Genomic DNA, 2761 nt, shown 5'->3' on the forward strand with positions numbered 1-2761 from the left:
GTCTCCGGTGCCTCGGGAATGCTGCTGCCGCGGCATCTGCTCAGCGCGCTCGCGCGCCGCGACGACGTCGCCCGCGTCCACCTCGTGGTTTCGAAGGGGGCGAGCCAGGTGCTCTTCCACGAGCTCGGCCGCGACCGCACCGGCGCCGAAGCGCTGGTCGACGCCGCGGAGCTTCCCGCCGCCGCGCGCGCCAAGGTCGTCGTCCATCGCGACAACGAGCTCGACGCGCCGATCTCCTCCGGCTCCTACCGGCTGGCGGGGACGCTCGTTCTGCCGTGCAGCTCGGGAACTCTCGGCGCGCTCGCCACCGGTTCGGCGACGACGCTCCTGCACCGCGCCGGCGCGGTGGCTCTCAAGGAGCGCTGGCCGCTGGTCTTGGGTTTCCGCGAGACGCCGCTCAACCTGGTGCAGGTCGAGAACCTGCGCACGATGGTCTGGGCCGGCGCGATCGTCGCGCCGCCGATCCCTGCGTTCTATCTCGGCGGCGAGACCCTCGAGCAGTTTCTCGACGCCTACGCCCTGCGCCTGATGGACCATCTCGGGCTGCCGGGGGGCGATCCCGCGCTGCGCTGGCGCGGCGGCACGAGCGGCAGGCAGGGAACGGATTGATTCGCTCGCACCTGTCGCGCAGCGGCTGCGTGCTGTCGCCGTCGTTCGGCCTCGCGCTGCTCGCCCTCGTCGTCGGCGGCACTCTCGCCTGTGCCGGCGGACCGCCGCGGGAGCGCGGCACGTTCCGCTCGCCCGATCTCGTCGAGCTCACGCGCCTCGACCCGGCGCTCACGCTGGAGATCCGCTACGCCACCGCGAACAACTTCTTCGGCCGCCCGGTCTATGCCGAGGCCCGCGCCTTTCTGCAGCGCCCTGCGGCCGAGGCGCTGGCGCGTGTCCGCCGCCGCCTCGAGCCCCAGGGCCTGGGGCTACGGATCTTCGACGGCTATCGCCCGTGGTCGGTGACCAAGCTGTTCTGGGACGCCACCCCGGCCGACAAACGTCAGTTCGTCGCCGACCCCAGGCAGGGCTCGCGGCACAACCGCGGTTGTGCCGTCGACCTGACGCTCTTCGATCTTGCTTCCGGCCGCGACCTCGAAATGCCGTCGGCTTACGACGATTTCACAGCCAAGGCGAGCCCCACCTACTCCGGCGGCAGCGCCGAAGCCCGTGCGCACCGCGACCTGCTTCGCTCTGCTATGGAAGCCGAGGGCTTCACCGTCTACGAGCACGAATGGTGGCACTTCGACTACCGGGACTGGCGTTCCTACCCGATTCAGAATCTCGCTTTCGCGGAGATTCCGGCGACCGACTGAATCAGGGGACGACCGTCGACCAGCCGGCGCTCGCGCCGCTCTCGAAGCCGTGCAGGAAGACATGGTTGGGATGGATGAAGCCGGAGCTGCCGGCGTTGTTGCCCGGATTGGGCGTCGTCGGGCCGAAGTCGTTCGCCGAGTCGTCGGTGTCGTCGTTCGGCGTCGTGCACTCGAGCGTGCCCGAGCCGCCGGCGATCGACAGGCTCCGCTGCTCGGCGTCGCCGGGCGTGATGCCGACTCCGGCGTCGAACGGCGTGCCGATCGTGGCATCGGGAAGCGCCGAATAGTTCCCCCAGCCGAAGCAGTCGACCGGACTGGCGGGCTCGAAGCAGAGCTTGCCCCCGACCGGCGGAATGCTCGCCGGCATCCGCAGGTCGGCGGTGAGCCCGAAGAGCGCCTCGGCGCTGCTCGTCGCGACGAGGACGCGCGACTGGCTCGCGCCATTGGCGACCGAGCCCGCGAAGGCCACCGGCGTGCCGATCGCCCCGCCGTCGGCGGCGAAAAAGCCGACCTCGTGTCCGCCGAGCACGTTCTGCCCGTTGGTACACATCTGCAGCACGACGTACTGCGCGTCCGGATGTGTCACATCGCCGGCATAGACCTGCACGATGCGCATATTGTGGAAGTTGGCCGCGGCCGGTGCCGCGACGAGGATGAGTCCGGCGACGCCGAGCGCCGCAAAGACGTTCTTCTTTCCCATGAGCGATTCCCCCGAAGTCGGCGGAGTTTAGACCGGATCGGTCCGCCTGGGTGTGAAACACCGAACCGACCCCCAGCGGCAGGCCGCGGCGGGCCGGATCGCCCACCGGCGTACAATCGGCGACCGAGTCCTCACGCGATCCGGAGCGTGCCCGCCATGACCACCCGACGCTCCTCCCTCTTGCTTCCGACTCTGGCGATCCTCGCCACTCTGGCCGGCGTGGCCGCCGTTCCGACCCTCGCCCAGCCGGCCTACATGGTGGCGGACCTCAAAGCCACCGTTCCGACCCACGACAAGGGCTGGTTCGAGCTTCCCGAGACACTCGTGGTTGGCGATCTCTTCTACTTCCTGGAGGAGGACGGCGTCCGCGGCCGCGAGCTCTGGCGATCGGACGGTACCGCTCTGGGTACCTTTCTGGTGCGGGATCTCTGCCCGGGCTCGTGCGGGTCGCGCACCTGGTCGACCGGTCTCATGGCCGCGCTCGGCGAAGAGCTGGTCTTCGTCGCCAATGACGGCGTGCACGGACTGGAGCTCTGGCGGACGGACGGCACGGCGCTCGGGACTTCGCTCGTCATCGACCTCGAGCCCGGCTACTCCTCGTCGCAGCCGTATTTTCTGACCAGCGCTGCCGGCCAGGTCTTCTTTCTCGCCCGAACGGAGGCTCAAGGAGCGGGTCTCTGGCGCACGGACGGTACGGCGAAGGGGACCTACAAGATCTCGCCCAACCCGCCGAGCGAGGGGTTCGCGCCCAATGCCC

Annotated in this window: 4 protein-coding genes; 3 read left to right on the forward strand and 1 reads right to left on the reverse strand. The window is 69.7% G+C overall.

Annotated elements, in window-relative coordinates:
- Both KBA23_RS16640 and KBA23_RS16645 read left to right on the forward strand, forming a co-directional pair.
- A partial coding sequence (locus KBA23_RS16640) for a UbiX family flavin prenyltransferase (RefSeq protein ID WP_290743348.1) occupies positions 1-609 on the forward strand: 609 nt, incomplete at its 5' end.
- Entirely contained in the window at positions 606-1304 is a 699-nt protein-coding gene (locus KBA23_RS16645; RefSeq protein WP_290743349.1) for a M15 family metallopeptidase, read from the forward strand. The genes KBA23_RS16640 and KBA23_RS16645, both read left to right, overlap by 4 nt.
- 1 nt (position 1305) lies before the next feature.
- Here KBA23_RS16645 and KBA23_RS16650 read toward each other — a convergent pair whose 3' ends face one another.
- The gene (locus tag KBA23_RS16650) at positions 1306-2004 is read right to left on the reverse strand and encodes a hypothetical protein (protein ID WP_290743351.1); all 699 of its coding nucleotides are present in this window, start codon (positions 2002-2004) and stop codon (positions 1306-1308) included.
- A gap of 156 nt (positions 2005-2160) precedes the next feature.
- On the opposite strand from KBA23_RS16650, the gene KBA23_RS16655 reads away from it, so the two are divergent.
- The coding region (locus tag KBA23_RS16655; RefSeq protein WP_290743353.1) for an ELWxxDGT repeat protein at positions 2161-2761 on the forward strand (601 nt) is incomplete at its 3' end.

It is taken from the genome of Amaricoccus sp. (assembly GCF_017995835.1).
Classification (GTDB): Bacteria; Pseudomonadota; Alphaproteobacteria; order Rhodobacterales; family Rhodobacteraceae; genus Amaricoccus.

Bases quoted from the DNA above. Each gene is read 5' to 3' on its own strand.
- KBA23_RS16650 (WP_290743351.1), bottom strand. From the start codon at position 2,004: ATGGGAAAGAAGAACGTCTTTGCGGCGCTCGGCGTCGCCGGACTCATC.